The organism is Flavobacterium johnsoniae UW101, assembly GCF_000016645.1.
GTDB lineage: Bacteria > Bacteroidota > Bacteroidia > Flavobacteriales > Flavobacteriaceae > Flavobacterium > Flavobacterium johnsoniae.
Window position 1 is genome coordinate 3,572,757 of record NC_009441.1, and the last position, 16,025, is coordinate 3,588,781.

A 16,025-nucleotide genomic window follows, 5' to 3' on the forward strand; every position below is an offset into this window, starting at 1 on the left:
TACTTACTTTGCCTTCCTCAATTCGTTCTCGATAAATTCCCTTAATTCTGCCTTATCGGGAAGCTGCAGCTGGTATTGGCTTACAAATATTTCCAGATCGCTCTCCGCAATCGCATATTCAATCAGGGTCCTGTTCTGGTTCGTGGCAAGCAGGATTCCTACAGGGGGATTGTCTCCGGCTTCCTGAATATTCTTCTTGTAGAAGCTCAGATAGGCTTTAAGCTGGCCGATATGTTCATGTTTTGCATTTTCAGTTTTCAATTCCACAAGGACATGACACTTTAGTATTCGATGATAAAAAACCAGATCGACGAAATAATACTCGTCACCTATGAGCAGCCTCTTCTGCCGCGCCTCGTAGCAGAACCCGTTTCCCAATTCCAGCATAAACTGCTGCAAATGCTCAATAAGGGCAGACTCAAGCTCGTTTTCCTCAATCAGTTTGGGCTGAACCAGATTTAGGAATTCAAAAAAATAATGTGACTTGACCATGTCATGAGAATCCTCTGGCGCGATACTCCTCATCGCCTCGGCAAAGGAATGCTGTCTATTCTGCGAAAGCCCTATCCTTTCATAGGTAAGGCTGTCGATCTGCCTCTTGAGTTCTTTTACCGTGGGCTGCGTTTTTAGGATAAGAAGCTCGTAGAAACGTCGTTTCGAAATGTCCTCAATCTTGATAAGCTCGGTAAAATGGCTGTAGGAAACTGACTGGAACAACATAAAAAAGTGGGTTGTCCATTCCCCTTGATGGATCCCTTCAAATTCTTGGGTTGCCGACCCAAGAATTGCAGGACTATAATTTTCAGCAGAAAAATCACCAAAAAATTCTTCAGGGATAAGGCTTTTAAGATCTTTTTCCAAAAGTAGATGGATCTGCGGATATCTGTGATAGAACTGCCTGCATCGGGACAGCTCGGGCGCAGTCAATCCTTTTACCGTGATTTTCCTCGCAAGGTTTTCAAGCAGTTTCACACCGTATTCAGCCCTGTCGCTTCCATGCTGCTCGAATTCCACAATATAAAAGCCGGTAAGCCAGTTTCTGAGTGTGATGTGCATATTCACCGCCTTTACGGCATTTAGCCGCAAATAATTACTGGTCTGCTGTATCCTTAGGCTTAGTTTTTCAAAATTCATAGTCATGCTGGATTGGTTTCTTTATAAAGTCAAAAGATGTTGTTAGGAAAAGATTCTCATTTCAGCCTTTACTTTTTTGCAAATTCAAAAGAAGTCTCAGCCTTGTAATTCATCACGATATAGGCATCAAATGATTTTCCAGCCCTGCTTTTCATTCCCTTGAGCAGCGGGGTTCTCCCAGTACGGAGCAGTATTTCGATATCAGCCAGACTGATCTGTACGCCGCATACATTTCGGAACTGAACCCACCTGCATTCCTTTTCAGGGCATTTGACCATATTTTCTGTAATAAGCAGCCTATTTATGTTGCATCTGGGGCAGCAGAGATCGGGCACCATATCATGCGGACGTGGGGTTTCCAGCAGCTCTTTTGTTATGGATGTGGCATAGGATTCCATCTGCTTTTGGAATGTCGCCGCATCAGCCTCTTTGTTTTCAATCTTCCACAATTCTGTTTCCCATTGGGCCGTCATCGCCACATCGGCAATCCTTTTATCCTTCACCAGCTCATACACCATAAGCCCCTTTTCCGTTGGGATTAATGATTTGCCCTGTCTTTGGATATACTTGCGGTCAAACAATGTTTCGATAATCGCCGCCCTGGTTGCAGGCGTTCCAATGCCAATGGCCTGAAGGATCTTCCGTTCTTGCAGGTCCTGGGACTTTTTTCCGGCATTTTCCATTACACTCAAAAGCCCTGCCTCGGTATAAAGGGCAGGCGGACTTGTTGCCTTCTCCAATACCGCGGACTCTTTGATTTTAAGCTCATCGCCCCTTTTGATTTCAGGGAGTTCCTGTCCCGGCTCACCACTTTCCAAAAAGCGGGCTTTTACACCCCGCCAACCAGATTCGATTATCCTGCTCCCTGAGAGGATGAAATCAAAATGCAGCACCTGCAGGTTTACCTTGGTAATCTCCTTGATGCACGGTTCGGACACTGCTTCAAGAAGCCTTCCGGCAATAAGGTTGTAGATCGCCGTCTCCTTCCCGGACAGCGCCGATGGGATTCGTTCCGTCGGCAGCAGGCCGTGGTGGTCGGTAACTCCCGCTTCGCTGACAATCCTTTTGTTCAGGCGCCCCAGTTTCAATGTGGATATAGCCTCCCTGAAATTTTCACGGGTGCCCAATGCTTTTATAAGGCTGGGAATCTCATCCCATACATCCGCGGAAATACTCCTGCTGCCGGTTCGCGGATAGCTGATGAATTGCTTTTCATAAAGGCTCTGCGCAATGCTTAGCGTTTCACCGGCCGAAAGGCTGAGGTCCGTACTGGCCTGTTTCTGCAGTCCAGTCAGGTCAAAAAGCAGAGGCGGCTGTTCTGTTGAGTTTTTGATCTCTACAGATGATACCCACGCCGTCGCGGCATTTCTTTCGATCGCCCTCAGTGCGTCCATTGCCTGCCTTTTATTGTCCCATCTCTTCTCGCTGATGCTTGTGAAGAGCATAAAATTCCTGCTGTGCGTCAGCTGGAGCTGCCAGTAGGGCTCGATGTTGAAGGATTTGTTTTCCAGGTAGCGTGAACATACGAGCGCCAGCGTCGGTGTCTGTACCCTTCCGAGGGAAAAGACTCCGTCTCCCTGGGCAAGACTCAGGGCCTGCGAGGCATTGATCCCTACCAGCCAGTCCGCCCTGCTCCTTGCCTGCGCCGCGAGGTACAGTCCGTCAAGTTCAGAGGCTGGCTTCAGATTCTCCAATCCTTTCCTGATGGCTTTCTCGGTGAGGTTGCTGATCCACAAGCGGACAAAAGGCTTCCTGAACTCAAGATATTCATAGATGTAGCGGAAAATCAGCTCCCCCTCGCGACCTGCATCGGTGGCCACTATGATCAGGTCGCTCAGACCTACAACATATTTGATGGTTTTGAGCTGTTTCTGCGCACCTGCATCAGCAGTGTAACCGGCATCTATTTTTTGTTTTCGTACCGTAAGCAAAAAGGGATCCGGAAGTATCGGCAGGGAGCTTTTCTCAAAGCCCTTTATGCCGTAATCCTCCGGCAGGCCCAAACCCACCAGATGTCCTAAAGCCCAAGTAACAAAATAGCCGTTTCCTGCCAGGTACCCATCCTTTTTTTCGTTGGCTCCCAGCAGTACGGCTATCTCCCTTGCAGCACTTGGTTTCTCTGCAATAACTACTTTCATGACATGCTACATTTTGCGTCCCTTCGACTTGGTTTCAGGCTGCTGCTCTTCTTTCTGTTTCTGGGTGTCAGGACCCAACTGGCCGGATTTTAAGGGTTCCTGCAGGTTTTTGGTCGCCTCATTGGTTTTTCCCTCCGAGTTCACCGCCGTCTGTACCCTGTTCTCTTCAGCAGGCTTCGCCTGTTCCTTCAGTTTTGACGGGTTGTCAAACGAAAACTCTGTCCTGCCGCTATCCTTGCTGAAAGTGATGTATCCGTTGTACTCCCTGCCTTTCTTGTCTACAAGACCGCTGATGTATACGGTCTGGCCGTTCTGCAGCTTCTCATGCTGCTGATCATCCAGTTCTTTTCCCCTGAAGTTTTTCGGTGCTTCCCCAGTCTGGTTCTGTTCATTGCCCTGCACCTGTTTGCTGCCAATGCTCCTGTCGAAGAGAAATTCCACAAAACGCTTGTCGGCATTGAACTGCACAGTCGCGTCGAACGGTTCTCCTTTTTTGGAAATCATCCCTTCCAATGGCAGCGGTTTTCCTTCCGAAAGGGTCTGCTTTTGATCTTCGCTCAGTTTTACACCTTTTATTTCATCGGGTATTTTGATGTAATCGGCCCTGAAAGCCACTACTTCATTGGTCAGCCTGTCCACGCTGATCACAGACGGCAGCACCTCATCGGTTTTCGGATTGGTCAGATTCACCACGCGTCCCATGTTTCCCGTTTTCAGCAGGTTGTCCTTGTCCTCTCTGCTGAACTCATGGCCGAAGAAGGGATAGTTCAGGTTGGGCCCTTTTCGGATTCCGTGTATGGCGACCACAACCTCTCCCTCCTCGTTCATTTTAAGGGACAGTCTGGCATCCAGTCTTGTAACGGCAGTCCCAAGATTTAGGCTTATGGGCACGAGCTCGTTTGTTTTGTAGCCTTTGAGCATGGGCTCAAGAAGGTTCAGTTTCTCAAGTTTTTCCTTGCTGAGCCCAAGATGGTTCATGGTCTCCCAGTCGATCTGTTCCGGCTTGTAGCGGTATTCGCTCGTCTCGGCATTTGTCTGTGTTGCTTCCATATGATTTTTATTTATTGGATTATTCTCTTTTTTGTCCTGTTCAGGTTCACTCGCTTTAATTTCGTGCTGCTGCATGAGCAGTTCGCCCTGCGGCGTCGGATTGTCTGCGTGCAGCTGCATTTCCTTTGCCGTATTAACACCAATGGCAAAAGGCACCTTGAAAAATGAAAAGCTGGTGGGATTTTTCAGCTGGCTCAGAAAATTGGAAAAAAAATTGGAGAAGAAATCGCCATTCCTGTCCACTCTCATAAATTGGTTCCGGTTTTTATCTGTCGGATCCACCGTCTGCATTTTTCCATTCTCATCAATACTTTTCACTGCCTGGATTTTCTTTTTTTCTTTATCAAACACAAGCAGGATGTCCGAGAGTTCCTCCGGCCATTTCGCTTTTTCAGCGGATTGTTTACTCATGACTTTGTTTTTTTGGTTAATAATCGAAAGTAGTGCCCGCGCCCGCGCCGGCAATAGTGCTGGCACCGGATGTCCGCGTTAGTCTCCAATCGGCTTTCTCCTGGCGGTATGTGCGGAAAAGCTCTCCCGTATGAATTGCTGCACGTCCGAAAGCTTGTAATAGATCTTTCCGCTGATCGTATAATAGCAGAGCCTTCCCGAGGACCTGTAGCGCTGTAGCGAACGCGAACTTATTTTAAGCATCTGCAGGACATCCTGGTTGTCAAGAAGCTCCTCCCCGTCTATGGCTATATTTTTCCTCTTGCTTTCGCCTACCATCTCGCTAAGGATGTCGAACCGCTCCATAATGCGTTCCATCCAGGCCATAAATTCCAATCGCTCCACGTTCATAATCCAGTATTTTTGAGTTGCACACTGCAAAATTGCATACTACGCAGATCAATATCTGCCAAGCTCTGCCCATTGGCAGATTCATTTTTTCGTTTCGCGGCAGCATAAATCAGCCCCATTTGACCGCTAGCGGACAAATGGGGCTTTCAAAAAATTGGGCCGGCAATCCGTGCCAATTGGCCATTATGGGTAAAAAAGAAATGCTTTTGGACCGTTTATCTCCAGTCCACTAAAGCTCTTTGTCCATATACTGCTCCAAGGACGTCTTGAGGTGGTCCAAAAAGGAAGTCCTCGTTCCGGCCCTGTCCTTCATCCTGTGGAAGGAATGATGAACGTCTCCCAGAGGAATACGGAAAAGCAGCTGAAAAACAAGGCTTATCCTGCGTATGCCGATCTTACCGTGCGAAACCACTCCTGATGCGTAAAGTGCATAGATAAGTTCGATAAGCGCGTTTTTGGAATCCGTCCAGAAAATTTCTTTGGAGGATTCCGTCCCTGCGGGGAAAGAATGCGAAGATTCTTCTGGATTTATCTTCGTTGTAAGATAATTATAGATCAGCTCATTGGCGATTATTCTTGCAATCTTATTGTCATAATAGGTCGAAAACCTGTGGTCTATCTCGAAAACATAGCTGTTCAGCCCATCGCTGTAATTGATCTTTCCCCGTAAAAAGTATTCATCATCCCGGTCATTTCTCCCTGATTTGTAATAACGGTAAAAGTTTGTGCTGAAGATGCATTCTTTGAACTGGGCTTTGAGCTGTTGGAGATGGCTCATGAAAAATTTCTGATGGACCTGCCCTTCCCTTACCGGACAGATGGTCTCTATGCGGAAAACTTTATTGTAGAAGATCAATTTCCCTAGAATCAGGGGCTTGATATTCCTGAAAAAATCGATCTCCTCAGCCTCATCCTCGAATCCCTTTTCCAGCACATGCTGGCGGACCGTCTGGAGCACCTCCCTCAGATAGAGTGTCATCTGATGGGCTTCATCAATGAGATGGGCGGTCTGGCAGGATAACTTGTCTTCTTTAATAGTGATTTGGGAAATAATGGAATGCAGTGAATTCATACTCGAAGGATTTAATGTAACATCTTTTACAAAAATTCCGGGCGCCGCAAAAGGTGCACTGCCTGCCTTTGTCATTTGGCAGCAGAAACAGTCATTACGCCGTTCTCAAAAGCAAACCTGCTGGTAAAAGATAATACGGTTAGTTGAATTTATTAGCATAATCGAATAGGTGCTGTATTAAAACTTGAGGCTCAGACGGTACTGGGTGGGTGAAAGTCTGGTATTCTTTTTGAAAAAGCCGCTGAACGCCGCAGGGCTGTCAAAGTTGAGATGTTCGGCAAGCTCGGAAACGGAAAGCTGCGTATCGGCCAGAAGCAGATAGGCCTCCGACAGTACGGCCATTTCTATAAAACGTTTGGCGGAGATTCCCAAAACTGCTTTTACGGCTTTGCCCAGATGGCCGCTGCTGACAAACAGGCACTCAGCATAAAATTTCACATCATGGTGCCTCGACGAATTCTGCTGCACCAGGCTGATAAAATCCATTACGATCTTATCGTTCCGGTAGTGGAGAATTGCCTTATTTTTGCCGTATTTGTAGCGCAGATCGATGTACTCGTAGACAATCATATTGAAATACAGCAGCACCATTTCGTCCTTGAACACTGCATGCCTGCTGCCGATCTTTTTCTTCAGCAGCCGCAGAAGCAATATGACATGCCGCAGTTCTTTTCCGTTAACTGCAAGAACAGGAGATTCCTGTCGGGCAAAAATTTCCATATAGCCGGCACCGAACCTTACTATCCTGCTGGAAACGGCAAATTCTGCAGTGCAGGATACCAGCCATATGCGGAGAACTCCCGAGAAGGAATCGACCTCGGCACGGCCTGGAACTGCATAAATATCACCAGCAGAAATTTCCGCACCGCATAAAGATTCTGAGAACCTGATGGAACCCGACACCACTGCCACAAGGGTAATCCAGCCTGGAACCATAAATTTGGAAAGCGCTTTGGCCGATCCGATATCATAAAGGTAGACCACCTTAAGGTTATCCCGCCAAAGACTGTCTGTTAGTGTATTCAAAATATTGATTGTATTTGTATATCATTTTACTTGAAGAGCCTGTATCTTTCAAGGACCGGCTTTTTTTCCTGCAAGCCAGCCGCATGTCACAAAGAAGATAAATAGTATATTGACCAGTATGGCAAGCAGCACATAAATAAAGTGCCGTATTCCTGAATACTTGATCTCGCCGCCGCTTAGATAGCCCACCATCTCATCGTAGCTCATAAGATCTACGACAAGATAGAGGCTTGCCAGATTCAGCGCTATAAGGAAAAGGCATGTGAAGATTCCCGCTGCTCTCTTATAACGCTCCAAAATGGTACGCAGGTCTAATCCCCGATGCTGTGCTTTTGACATATGCCGACGGCTGCAGCCATTTTAAGCCCTAAGACAACATTATCCTCGGATGCGAAAACTGTCTGGGCAATCCTTGTCACGGACGTTTCCCAGTCCTTGTCCTTTCTTTTTCTTTCAGTCGAATAGCGGACAACCGAGGATGTTATCAGAAGGATTTGTTTATCGCCGGTGCTGAGCGAAGAATTGCCCAGTACATCCTGTTCGTAGGAAACAATCTGGGCATACAGCGCCTCATATGGATCATCGGCATGCATCGTGAGCAGGCCTTCCAGCTGCATCAGGCTGGTTCTGGCTTCTTGACCGAGTATGGAGGATGGAAGAATGTCATCCATCGTTGACTCACTGGCAATAATGGCGGTCAGCTGATGAAGCCTTCGGTGCAGGACCGCATCATTCGCCGTTCCGTCCAGCTCGGGATATGTATCGGCTATAGAGTCTATCATTACTGCTGCATGTTCCACTGAATTCAGTTCCAGACTGTCGGTATCCATAATGTCAAGTATTTTGCTGTAGAAGCTGCCCGCGGCATCATACGGGTTGTCCAGATTTTCCGCATCCGAATGGTTTTCTTCTAAGTTCTTTGCAGCCTGCGCATACTCTGCATTTCCGCTTGAAGGCTCTGGGGAACAGGCTATTGTGAAAAATGGCAGAATTGCAAGCAATAGATTAAAGTTTTTCATGTTTGAAGTGTTAAATGTTACTGATTTATTTTCAGTTCATTTTTCACCCGGGAGAAGCAGAACTATCCTCTGGAGTCTTTCCAGAAATTCGCTTTGAATTCAAAAGCAAATCTATCGGCTAAAATCATCACATACAAACACTTATATTGCACTTTACTGCAATACTACTGTCTTTTTTCTGAAAATCGACATAGCTTTTTTAACCCTAAATTTCATCGCATTTAGCTTTTTTATAGCTATATTTGAGCCATTTGCATTTCCTATTTCAAACAGGATTGCCTGACAGAAAAATTTTTGGCCCGAACGATTTGCTTTCATTACAAACCGCTTAAATGTAATCTATGGTAAAATATCTACTGGTTATCTCTTTGTGCTTTGCTTGTTATGTTAATGCACAAAAAACCATTTCCAGAATTCCTGACACCTTGAAAAGCGCGGATTTTGACTATCTGTTTGACCGTATTGAAATTCAGGGCCAGAATGACTCTCAAAGAGAAATCTACCTTAAGGCTTTTTTGGATAAGGCCAAATTGGAGAAAAATTGGGAGGAGCTTTCAAATGCCTACAAGAATTATGTCCATTATGCTCCTGCAGCCCTAAAGCTCATCTATGCAGACAGCATGGTCATGGCTGCCAAAAAATCGAATGACAATTCAATCATCGGTTCGGCCTACCTGTCAAGAGGCGTGGCCTACTATGGGCAGAAGCGTCTTAGAAAAGCAATGGACAGCTATCTGATTGCTGATAAGTACATATCCAAAACAGATGATGGCTACCTCATCCATAAGACCAAATACCAGATTGCCCAGATTAAATTCTATCTCGGATATTACCATGAAGCCATCTCGCTATTTAACCAGTGCATAGCGTATTTTAAGGATAATGATGCCAGGGCTTACCTGAATTCCCTGCATTCGCTTGGAGCCTGCTACAAAATGGTGGGAAACCACGGTATGAGCACCGAAATCAACAGGCTTGGAATTGCAGAGGGAAAACGAACCGGAAACCTGGACATGCAGCATTACTTTGTGCAGTCGGAGGGAATAAACCAGTGCATGATCCACAATTACCAGTCTGCTCTTCATAAATTGCAGTCCTCCCTGGCCGCTATCCGCTCCAACGGCGACTTTTCAAATGAAATGGTAAGCAGTTTTTATATCGGCAGATGCTATTGGGGCCTTAATGAAAAGGAAAAAGCACTGCCTTACTTCAAAAAAGTGGATCTGGGGTTTTCGCAGCATGCATATATGAGGCCTGATTTGAGGCAGGCTTATGAATATATGATCTCCTACTACAGGGACAGGAAGATGATTGAGGCGCAGCTGCACTACGTGGAACGCCTCCTGGCAGTGGATAAGAAGCTTCACGTGACCTATGCCTATCTTCAGGGAAAAATCAGAAAGGAATATGAAACCCAGGATCTTTTGAGGGAACAGCAGATCCTAAGACATTCCGTTGAGAGCCAGAAAAATAACGACCGCATATCCATATCGGTTATCAGCATACTTTTTCTGCTTATCTTGTTAGGGATAATATGGTTCTTCAAAAGCAGAAGCGAATCGCGAAAAAAATATGAGGAGCTGCTGCAGAAAATTGAGAATGAAACCAGAGCCAAGTCCGAGAAAACCGACGAGCTCGATTTTGCGATAAGCACCGATGTCGAGCAGGCGGTGCTGCAGTCCCTGAAAAAATTTGAGGCGGGAAGGAAATTTCTGGAAAAAGACCTTGATCTCACCAAACTGGCGGGCCATTTCAATACCAATACCAGATATCTGTCAATTATAATTATGCGCCACAGAAGCCAAAAGTTCAACCAGTACATCAATTCCCTTAAGATAGACTACATCGCCAAGAGGATACGCAATGAGAAGATCCTCCAGAACTATACGCATGAATCCCTGGCTCTGGAAGCCGGATTCTCCACTACCCGGCGGTTCGTAAAGGCTTTTGTAAGCTTTACCGGGATAACACCAAAATATTTTATAGAAGAATTAAGAAAGGAAGAGAACATTCCATAATAGTAAAGCAAAATAATCACAGTCCAACTTTGCTTTTCTGTAAAAGTTTTTAAAACGAGGTTTCAATGGTTAATGATCAAATTTTCTATAACTTTTCTAAATCCGAATCTATTTTTAGTATTTTATCCAGTAAAAAATTTCCGAATTCTTTAGTCAGTTTAAGTTTGTCCGCCCCTCTCATTAAACTGCCGAAACTGTTTTTCCCACTTGGAGTTATGTCTAATGCAGTATTCTGTAAAAAGAAATTTTTCTGATTGGTAACAGTTATATGCTGTTGTGCCCATTCTCTCCCATAATTCGGCGTTAAATTCTCACCGACAAAATAATACGGCCATCTGTCGTTTTCATTTCCTGTATTTTCAAGTCCAGAATTAACCCTATATATTGAAAGAATATTTAAATGTCCTACCGCATAACAGATAAGGATATCCCCTCTCCTTACTCCCCTTGGTTTTAACTTTGAAAAATGCAGATTGCTATCCACCTCATCAAATTTTTCAGATAGGGGAATTGTATCATGTGACACGCCAATAGGTTTTAGCCAAAATGTTGCACTGGTCTCTATTTGAAGATAATTTTCCCTGCTTTCAAATAGTAAGGACAAATTTAGCTTGATCGGATTGATGTCTCCTTTCGGTTCTGGAGTGTCATTAATCTTTTCCAGACAGGCATCAATTTTCTGTTCGTTAAAACTCTTGAATTTTATCTTGTCTATTATTCCATTTTTAACTTTGCGTATTTCCACCGCATCTTCAATTAATATACCCCACTCGTTGTTGATCCTAAGACCTCTGTCTGTGAAGTTTGCTGAAGTTATGATTGCTTTTGCTGAACCATCAGTATTCTCACCTATGAATATCTTGCCATGCAGGAAATTATCAATTAGGATTTCAAACTCTATATTTCTTGAATTAAAAATGTTATAAAGCTCTTTGAAATAATTTATTTTGGAGTATTGATCTTTATCAAAAGGCTTTAATGTAGTCACGACAGTGACCTTCTCAAGACTATTAAACTCAGCAAAGTCTAAAAGGGCAATGTTTTTTGTAATATACGGGCTAATGATAAAGACATTTTTAGCACCTTGAAAAATTTGCTTTACATGATGCAAATGATTTTGCCTTGTGAGGTTATTAATAATCATTGTTGGTCTTATTCTTCTATGGTTATAAAATCTGTTTATTATCTTATCCTTTCCAGATTGGTTATATATTTTTTGCAGTATCTTCCTGTCTCGTTATCACGCAGTCCTTTATTTAGTGTGTACCCTCCGCCAAGTGCAATACCTAATGCTCCCAATATTTCCTTCACATATTCCGGAGCGGTTGCCGCTGGGTTTTTAATAAGCATATAAGCGGCAAACGGTATTGAAGCCAATCCTATCCCTGTCAAGACCACCTGCCTGCTGAACTCGGAATAAATATTGTTGTAGCTGTTTATAAAGTCCTGCTCGCTATAGCCCTCACCTATTTTCTCTTGGATATTTTGAAGTTCTGAGTTGAATGCCCTTAAATAATCCCTATTATTTTCACGAAACTCAATCAGCCTTTCAAAGGGTATATCTGCCAAATTTTTAGGAATAAGAAGATTGATGATTCCTTTGGCAAATTTGGTCGTCCTGTTCAAGCTCGGAGTTGTAGAACGGGAGTAATTGGTAAAATTGTCGTATTTGTTATTGTCGGTTATTATCGCTGCAGATTCCTCAAATGCAATTTCCTTTGCCAGATAGGTCATAAATAGAAACGCCAGCTCCTCAGGCAGCATTATGCCGTTCTCGGTTCTGCGTCCAATATTGTTTCGCTCACAATAATCCGCCCATATGTCTGAGAATTTTTCATGGTAAACATTAAAATTCCAATTAGCACTATTTTCCCACTTTCTGATCAAGTTTGCACTATTGAATAAAAGACTTCTATCGTGCGTGCGGTCAAAGATTTTATCTACTTCTTCGATGGCTTTCAGCGAGGCTCTGTATCCCACATCCGCTCCAGGGCTGTACGGTCTTATTAAATCCGTATTCTCTATTATCCTTGTATAATTGTCACTAACCAGTCTGCGGCGGCTGTAAGGAATAATAGGCCTGAAATTTTCGAAATATAATAATGAAAATTTAAGCCAAGCATCAGTTGGCGGCTCAAAAGTCGGATAATAAATAAGTGGCTCCATTATTTAACAGTTTTATAATTTAATTTTACAATTCCTTTCTTCCGTATTTATACAAAGCACTATTAATTTGTAAAGCGGTTGTTCCGCTGATTTTCGCAATTTTCACAATATGCGAATGAACCATAATGCACGTGGCGTAATTATCAGAAAGTGTCCCCTTATTTTCTTCCAGCCAATGCAGGTCGAAATCCTTCATGAAGGAAAAGCCCTCGTTTTTTAAACGCACAATGCCTCTATCTACCTCCAATCCAGTCGGCATGACAATAGCATCGATTCCATCATTTTGCCAAAACCGCTTCTGATCTTCCAAAATAATTTTAAAAGCACCTAAAAAAAGCCATGGGCCTATCCCAATAACTTCTCCATTATCTCTAAACACAGTTAATTTATTTAGAAGCCTTTGCTGCAGAACATTGATATCTTGGATTGAACAAACATTGAAATCCGGCATTAGGTTCTTTACCCTGTTTAGATAAATTCTAAAATTTGTAAGCGCAGTATCCAATCCTTCTTCTCCAAACCTTAGACTGTATAATTTTGCAATTTTTGGATCTTTTGCTATTGCAGCATCAATATATGCTGACGCATAAAAAATAAAATCATCATCATATTTTGCATGTCCGGTCCAGCTTAATGAAATTGCACAGGCAATTGCAAAATAGCTATGGGGAAGAGTCCGAAAAAAATGATGGCTGCGGTCATGTAACTCCTCGCAGAAAATTTGGCCGTTTTTACCGAGGTAATCTGCAATCTCTTTATCTGATTTCGTCATTTTTCTAATTCACTTAATTACGAAAATTTATCCTATTTTTTTGGCCTGTTCTAGTAAATCATAGAAAACATCCTTAATGGTAGTACAGATTCTATTTTCAATTAATCCTAAGCCATATTGTCTATCCCAAGTCTTAATAAACAAGCACAATGTTGTCCATATTTCACTATCTTCTGATGGCTGCAGAATTTCAATAGCATTTTCTATCCGCTGGTCTACATCAGGATGGGTGCTTCCTCCCTTTAAGGAATTCTTTATAAACAGTATAGAGGCTAGACCCATAGCAATCGCGATTTCGGCTTTCTGCCTGTTTTTGGAATTCTGTATTAATAATTCAATTGCACGTGAATCAGCTTCAATTTCCAAATCCTTAATTTCTTCATTAGAGAGCTTTCCTTCTTTGATTTTTTTTATATGCTGAAATTCAGCATGAGCAGTTTCATGATAAAGAATAAAATTCAATACTTCAACAAATAAATCATTGACATGCAGAATATAATTGCCCTGCGGACTTTCCTCATCAAAATATTCAGGGTTAGGCAATGTTTCCTTATCCCAATCTGTGAACCCCGTAACCAAAGTGAGTGCATAACTGAACAGGTCCTCTGCTTCACTTAAAAGCTCATCGCTATATGGCCTGCTTTCCATCTCTCCCTTATCAATCAGATTTGGAAGCGCATATTTTTCTTCATGCAGTACAACAAAATAATAACAGTTAATCCAAATGTAGGATAAGAATGTTTCGTGGATGTTTATTAAACCATTTTCATAGATAAAAGGACCTTGCCTATTATTTAACGGTAAATTTTGATCATGGTATTGTATCTTTTCGTCCAGAATTGAACTAGACTGAAGTGATTCTATATACTCTTTGTTTCTATTAACAAGTCTTGTCGTTAAATTATGCTTTAGGACTCTAATCGGCTGTTTTCCGCTATGTGAATTCTGCCATACGCTTTTTTTCATCTAATATATTAATGTATTATGAAGTTATTTTTTCTCCCCTTTCTAAGTAAGTATTAGTAATGTTCATTAATCAAACAAATAAGTACGAATCGCAAAGTATATTTAAACATTGGATTGATTCAAATCAAAAAATGAATGCTTACCGTTCTGATCTCATTTGAAATATAAATTAATCATCTACCAATTTATAATTTCCGTACGCAATATGTTAGTTTAATCTTATTTAAACATACTTTAGTAATTCTTCATATTGAACAAGAGCACCGACTAATAGATCTGTGTATGAGCGATACATGTTAAATAAAATATGATACGTCTTGCTGGGACAGCCAAGAAAATTTTTCAATGTATTTTCTTCATCTTCTTTTATCCTTTTATATGTTTCTGATATTGAATCAGTATAAAATTTAATATCATCCTTACTTGGGCCAAAAGAATTAAACTTCCAATAATATAAGGGGAAGAATTGTTCTGGATATTTATGTATTTCCTCAAACCAGAGCATATTATACTTACTGGAAAGGATTAATTCAGACAATTCTTCGTCAATTTTTTTTCCGGTTTCCGAAAGGAACCATCGAGTTAGGTTTGGTAAAATATCCTCCCAGCTGCTGAAACCTAAATTTTCTTCTGCAATACGAATATCTTCGTACTTTTCAGGATGCTGAGTAATATCTCGATATTTATGCTGGACATACGTATTTAATTCCACAACTATAGCCGCCTGCTTCTCAAGTATAGAACCTGTTTCATAAGTAGTGAAGTAATTATATGCATCTTTTCTTAAATCTTTTTCCTTGATTTGTTGAAATGTTGATGCTGTTACATCTATAAAATCTTTATGCTTTTCAATATCACCAAAATGGGCATAAAAAGGTTCGTTTTTTGATGAAAAATCTACACCCCCAGCATAATATGGAAGTGTGATTAAAGAAGTGCAAACGATGCCGTTCCTCCAGATTTTCTTTTCAAGAAAGTCGGTTATAACATCTTCGTCGATGTTTTTTTTATTAATATGATACAAAAGCCTTTTTGAGTAATTGCAGGAAGCCAGGCTTCTTAATGCTCTTTCAGCAGCTGCTCCATTAAAACTTTTTCCGGCTGCATCACTTAGCCTTAAGATCTTGACATCCTCAAGATCTGGGAAATAATATCGATGATAGGAAAACAGAGTAACTACTGGTTCAATTCCTTCTACAAATGCCCCGCCTCCTAAATAAATTATGGCATGACTGTACTCTGAATTACAGTTCTCTCTAATCTGTTGACTACTTTCACTTTCTGGAAACCTGACTAGCAGAATGTCAAACTGCTGCAGGCTGTGGATATCTATTTGGTACATAAATTTTAAAAAGATTTCTTGTTTTTACGGTTCAGGTTAACTGCTTGGTCCCATTTTTTATTTTTTAAAACAAACCTATATTGACATATTGGCATTAACGTACGGTTTTCCGTAATTTGTTTTAAAAAGTTGCAAAATAATCTTTTAATGATGGAATGTTTACAGTACTAATACCTGTTTTATTAAAAAAATGGCATAAAAAAAGATGCTCACAGGCATCTTTCTCTATTTCATAGTAATATATTAAATTAGACATTCTTGAACTTTTTAATCAAAATTAAATAATTCTCTTATATCTACATTCAACTCCATAGCTATTGAAAATAAGGTTTCAATTTTCGGATTAGTTTGACCTCTTTCTATTTTTCCAATGTGATTTTTAGCATATCCTGTTCTCAACCCTAATTCTTCTTGTGAAATTGGCTTGCCATTATCTTTATTAATACACTGATTTCTCAGATGCATAATTCTTTTTCCTAATTTGATTCTCTCTTTTTTAAAACCATCTTCTTCCATAATAT

General features: G+C 41.8%; 15 protein-coding genes. 1 reads left to right on the top strand and 14 read right to left on the bottom strand.

What is annotated here, in order from left to right:
* Window positions 1–3: 3 nt before the first annotated feature.
* The 8 genes from FJOH_RS15665 to FJOH_RS27005 all read right to left on the bottom strand — a co-directional run bounded on the left by FJOH_RS15665 (window position 4) and on the right by FJOH_RS27005 (window position 8,558).
* Entirely contained in the window at window positions 4–1,134 is a 1,131-nt protein-coding gene (locus FJOH_RS15665) for a PDDEXK nuclease domain-containing protein (RefSeq protein ID WP_044048336.1), read from the bottom strand.
* Window positions 1,135–1,202: 68 nt separating this feature from the next.
* Window positions 1,203–3,272: a type IA DNA topoisomerase gene (locus tag FJOH_RS15670; protein WP_012025057.1), complete on the bottom strand. Its 2,070-nt coding sequence runs from the start codon at window positions 3,270–3,272 to the stop codon at window positions 1,203–1,205.
* Window positions 3,273–3,278: 6 nt separating this feature from the next.
* On the bottom strand, window positions 3,279–4,733 hold the full coding sequence (locus FJOH_RS15675; protein WP_012025058.1) for a DUF4099 domain-containing protein: 1,455 nt from the start codon (window positions 4,731–4,733) through the stop codon (window positions 3,279–3,281).
* Between the two features lie 78 nt (window positions 4,734–4,811).
* A complete protein-coding gene (locus FJOH_RS15680; RefSeq protein WP_012025059.1) occupies window positions 4,812–5,123 on the bottom strand; it encodes a helix-turn-helix domain-containing protein in 312 nt (103 codons plus the stop codon).
* 229 nt (window positions 5,124–5,352) lie between these two features.
* Window positions 5,353–6,195 carry an RteC domain-containing protein gene (locus FJOH_RS15685; RefSeq protein WP_044048337.1) on the bottom strand — a complete coding sequence of 281 codons (843 nt, stop codon included), beginning with the start codon at window positions 6,193–6,195 and terminating at the stop codon, window positions 5,353–5,355.
* 177 nt (window positions 6,196–6,372) lie between these two features.
* Window positions 6,373–7,221, bottom strand: coding sequence for a helix-turn-helix domain-containing protein (locus FJOH_RS26280; protein WP_012025061.1), 849 nt, complete (start codon window positions 7,219–7,221; stop codon window positions 6,373–6,375).
* A gap of 311 nt (window positions 7,222–7,532) precedes the next feature.
* The gene (locus tag FJOH_RS15695) at window positions 7,533–8,240 is read right to left on the bottom strand and encodes a hypothetical protein (protein ID WP_012025063.1); all 708 of its coding nucleotides are present in this window, start codon (window positions 8,238–8,240) and stop codon (window positions 7,533–7,535) included.
* A gap of 153 nt (window positions 8,241–8,393) precedes the next feature.
* The gene (locus tag FJOH_RS27005) at window positions 8,394–8,558 is read right to left on the bottom strand and encodes a hypothetical protein (protein WP_159436631.1); all 165 of its coding nucleotides are present in this window, start codon (window positions 8,556–8,558) and stop codon (window positions 8,394–8,396) included.
* 23 nt (window positions 8,559–8,581) lie between these two features.
* Here FJOH_RS27005 and FJOH_RS15700 point away from each other — a divergent pair, with 23 nt between their 5' ends.
* Window positions 8,582–10,258: an AraC family transcriptional regulator gene (locus FJOH_RS15700; protein WP_012025064.1), complete on the top strand. Its 1,677-nt coding sequence runs from the start codon at window positions 8,582–8,584 to the stop codon at window positions 10,256–10,258.
* 85 nt (window positions 10,259–10,343) lie between these two features.
* Here FJOH_RS15700 and FJOH_RS15705 read toward each other — a convergent pair whose 3' ends face one another.
* From FJOH_RS15705 to FJOH_RS15730, 6 genes are all read right to left on the bottom strand, one after another.
* Window positions 10,344–11,402 carry a phospholipase D family protein gene (locus FJOH_RS15705; protein WP_012025065.1) on the bottom strand — a complete coding sequence of 353 codons (1,059 nt, stop codon included), beginning with the start codon at window positions 11,400–11,402 and terminating at the stop codon, window positions 10,344–10,346.
* A 38-nt stretch (window positions 11,403–11,440) separates the two neighbouring features.
* On the bottom strand, window positions 11,441–12,424 hold the full coding sequence (locus FJOH_RS15710; RefSeq protein ID WP_012025066.1) for a hypothetical protein: 984 nt from the start codon (window positions 12,422–12,424) through the stop codon (window positions 11,441–11,443).
* Window positions 12,425–12,449: 25 nt separating this feature from the next.
* The gene (locus tag FJOH_RS15715) at window positions 12,450–13,196 is read right to left on the bottom strand and encodes a hypothetical protein (RefSeq protein ID WP_012025067.1); all 747 of its coding nucleotides are present in this window, start codon (window positions 13,194–13,196) and stop codon (window positions 12,450–12,452) included.
* Between the two features lie 27 nt (window positions 13,197–13,223).
* Window positions 13,224–14,162 carry a phage exclusion protein Lit family protein gene (locus tag FJOH_RS15720; RefSeq protein ID WP_012025068.1) on the bottom strand — a complete coding sequence of 313 codons (939 nt, stop codon included), beginning with the start codon at window positions 14,160–14,162 and terminating at the stop codon, window positions 13,224–13,226.
* 223 nt (window positions 14,163–14,385) lie between these two features.
* Window positions 14,386–15,504 (bottom strand): hypothetical protein, encoded by a 1,119-nt coding sequence (locus FJOH_RS15725; protein ID WP_012025069.1) that lies wholly within the window; start codon window positions 15,502–15,504, stop codon window positions 14,386–14,388.
* Window positions 15,505–15,771: 267 nt separating this feature from the next.
* Window positions 15,772–16,020, bottom strand: coding sequence for a helix-turn-helix domain-containing protein (locus FJOH_RS15730; protein WP_012025070.1), 249 nt, complete (start codon window positions 16,018–16,020; stop codon window positions 15,772–15,774).
* Between the last annotated feature and the right edge of the window lie 5 nt (window positions 16,021–16,025).

Coding starts and splice junctions, on each gene's coding strand:
- FJOH_RS15710 (WP_012025066.1), bottom strand. CDS start 12,424: ATGGAGCCACTTATTTATTATCCGACTTTTGAGCCGCCAACTGATGCT.
- FJOH_RS15680 (WP_012025059.1), bottom strand. CDS start 5,123: ATGAACGTGGAGCGATTGGAATTTATGGCCTGGATGGAACGCATTATG.
- FJOH_RS15730 (WP_012025070.1), bottom strand. CDS start 16,020: ATGGAAGAAGATGGTTTTAAAAAAGAGAGAATCAAATTAGGAAAAAGA.
- FJOH_RS15670 (WP_012025057.1), bottom strand. CDS start 3,272: ATGAAAGTAGTTATTGCAGAGAAACCAAGTGCTGCAAGGGAGATAGCC.
- FJOH_RS15685 (WP_044048337.1), bottom strand. CDS start 6,195: ATGAATTCACTGCATTCCATTATTTCCCAAATCACTATTAAAGAAGAC.
- FJOH_RS15665 (WP_044048336.1), bottom strand. CDS start 1,134: ATGAATTTTGAAAAACTAAGCCTAAGGATACAGCAGACCAGTAATTAT.
- FJOH_RS15725 (WP_012025069.1), bottom strand. CDS start 15,504: ATGTACCAAATAGATATCCACAGCCTGCAGCAGTTTGACATTCTGCTA.
- FJOH_RS15715 (WP_012025067.1), bottom strand. CDS start 13,196: ATGACGAAATCAGATAAAGAGATTGCAGATTACCTCGGTAAAAACGGC.
- FJOH_RS15700 (WP_012025064.1), top strand. CDS start 8,582: ATGGTAAAATATCTACTGGTTATCTCTTTGTGCTTTGCTTGTTATGTT.
- FJOH_RS15705 (WP_012025065.1), bottom strand. CDS start 11,402: ATGATTATTAATAACCTCACAAGGCAAAATCATTTGCATCATGTAAAG.
- FJOH_RS15720 (WP_012025068.1), bottom strand. CDS start 14,162: ATGAAAAAAAGCGTATGGCAGAATTCACATAGCGGAAAACAGCCGATT.
- FJOH_RS15675 (WP_012025058.1), bottom strand. CDS start 4,733: ATGAGTAAACAATCCGCTGAAAAAGCGAAATGGCCGGAGGAACTCTCG.
- FJOH_RS15695 (WP_012025063.1), bottom strand. CDS start 8,240: ATGAAAAACTTTAATCTATTGCTTGCAATTCTGCCATTTTTCACAATA.
- FJOH_RS27005 (WP_159436631.1), bottom strand. CDS start 8,558: ATGAAAGCAAATCGTTCGGGCCAAAAATTTTTCTGTCAGGCAATCCTG.